Origin of the sequence: Acetivibrio ethanolgignens, assembly GCF_001461035.1 — a bacterium.
Lineage (GTDB): Bacteria > Bacillota > Clostridia > Lachnospirales > Lachnospiraceae > Velocimicrobium > Velocimicrobium ethanolgignens.
In genome coordinates this window covers 1-2491 of the sequence record NZ_LNAM01000035.1, presented here as the reverse complement: position 1 = coordinate 2491, position 2491 = coordinate 1, and the positions used below count along the sequence as shown (strand labels likewise).

Below are 2491 nucleotides of genomic sequence, written 5' to 3'. Positions count from 1 at the left end.
AAAAAAATAGCAGTTTTTGTTTTTCTGTTGTATTGTTAAGTTACCACACTAAAACAAACACATAACAACAAGAACTGCTATGCATATTTTATCATGTTTTTTTATACTTAACAATTACATATCTTATTTTTTTTCCAGACCTCCACCTGTTTTTTGTGATGTCACTTTATTTTTCACATATTTCAGGAGGTTTTTTCATGGATTATTTAAAGCGTTATAAAAAAATGATTTCTCTTCGTGGTCTTACCGATCACACTATGAAATCTTATCAGACATACATTTCTGCATATCTTACTTTTGTTTCTGACACTCTTCATAAGACTCCTTCTCAGGTTTCTTACAATGAGCAACGTCAGTTCTTAGAAAAACTTCAGAAAGAGCGCAATCTTTCTGACCGCACGATTAATGTTGCCATCTCCCAGCTTCGTTTCTTTACTCTTTATGTTCTTCATAAATCATGGGATGATACGCAGCTTCCAATGCGAAAATTTGATACCTTTCTGCCTTATGTCCCATCTCAGGAGGATACAAAGCTATTTATCTCTACTATAACTGACCTTAAAGTGAAAGCCATGGTTGCCATCATGTATTCTGCCGGTCTTCGTATTGGTGAAGTCTGTAACCTTCGTTACGAAGATATTTCCCGAAAAAATATGCGTATCCACGTCACTCACGGTAAAAATCGTAGTGACCGTTATGCCATTCTTTCCAAGTATGCCTTGGATATCGTAACTGAATACTGGTTTGCTTATGGCAGACCTACTGGATATCTGTTTCCCAAACAGCGTAATCCTGATAAACCCATCGACACTTTTTATCTTTCAAGAAATATCCACAAACATGAGGAAGAACTCGGCTGGCCTAATCGAATTACCTGCCATTCATTCCGGCATGCATTTGGCACTCATCTGTATGAGAATGGTGTCGATCTTATGACCATTAAAACTCTGCTTGGTCACAAATCTCTGGAGTCTACGACTATTTACGTGCATTTGGCTGTTAGTGGAAATCATTCTGCCATCAGCCCTCTGGATGCCTTGTTTGGAGGTGCAGATCATGAGTAATTACGCTATTCAGGAAGTTTTTGAAAATTCCTACAATTCTTTTGCCTCTACCCATTACCAGACAACGGTTCAATCAAAAGCTGCCCGTTCCATACTTAACTGTAAAACCGGAAAGCTTGGCATAAATGTCAGTCAGTGTACGGAATGCGGACATATGGCTTACCATAATAATTCTTGCCGCAATCGAAACTGTCCAATCTGTCAGGCCGTCAAGAAAGAACTGTGGGTTGATAAACGAAGAGCCGAAGTGATTGATTCTCCATACTTCCATGTAGTATTCACACTTCCCCATGAATTAAACCCACTTCTTTATCATAACCAGTCCCTCTTGTACGGGATTCTTCACAAATGCTCCGCCGAGACACTTTTAGAGTTATCTGTTGACAAAAAGTATCTCGGAGCAACACCCGGGATTATTCAGGTTCTCCACACATGGAACCAGACACTGGATTACCATGTACATATGCACTGCATCATTTCCGGTGGCGGACTTACCTCTGACAGAAAGATTCGAAAATCAAAAGGAACTTTCTTTATCCCAGTCCATGTCCTGCGCGATAAATTTAAAGGAAAGTTTCTTTATTACCTTGATCAGATATATCTGTCCGATACCTTATACATTCCTGGGAGTCTGAAACATTTGTCAGCACTTTCAGAATGGAAGAAATTTAAAAATTCTCTTTATGAGAAAGACTGGTGTCCTTATATCAAAGAGACCTTTAATGGTTTTGGTAATGCTATTGAATATCTTGGCCGTTACACACATAAGGTTGCTATCTCTAACAGCAGAATTATCTCCGTATCCGATACTCATGTGGTATTTAGTGCAAGAGCTCTTAAAAAAGGTAAACCGAGACGTACCATTACTATGACCAACATAGAATTCATCCGAAGATTTCTCATGCATGTACTGCCTCCCGGATTTCAGAAAATTCGTTACTATGGTTTTCTGAATAATCGAATGAAATCCTGTAATCTTCAACTTATCTTTCGCCTTCAGGGACAGCAGAAATTTAAACAGCGCTATGCACACTTATCCATAGCAGAACTGCTTAAGCTGGTCTGGAAAAAGGATGTATGCCTTTGTCCGGAATGCGGAAAATCCTCGATGAAACTACTCGGTAAAACATACGAAGCCTTTGGATAATTCGACGACGCTATATATGTTTATTTTCAGCCTGCTACAATGGAGGCTTATTTGTGATACTCATTTTTAAGAGATACCAAGGAAAGCATATCATTTACCTGAAAATTTAAAGGTTTTATGAAAAAATCAAGGTACAGAAAACCTATACAATCCCCATGTACTGGCTAAAAGTCCGCGAATTGGTACAATCAGAAAGAATCACATTCAGAGCAGATTTACGTTGAGAATAAATCTGCTCTTTTTAACTGCTCTGAATCTGATACTTTCCTAATGAATTATA

The 2491-nt window shown here is 38.3% G+C and carries 2 protein-coding genes; both read left to right on the top strand.

What is annotated here, in order from left to right:
* Nucleotides 1-197 precede the first annotated feature (197 nt).
* Nucleotides 198-1064: a tyrosine-type recombinase/integrase gene (locus tag ASU35_RS02815; protein WP_058351577.1), complete on the top strand. Its 867-nt coding sequence runs from the start codon at nt 198-200 to the stop codon at nt 1062-1064.
* Nucleotides 1057-2211, top strand: coding sequence for an IS91 family transposase (locus ASU35_RS02810; protein WP_058351576.1), 1155 nt, complete (start codon nt 1057-1059; stop codon nt 2209-2211). The genes ASU35_RS02815 and ASU35_RS02810 overlap by 8 nt, the downstream gene beginning before the upstream one ends.
* Nucleotides 2212-2491 lie beyond the last annotated feature (280 nt).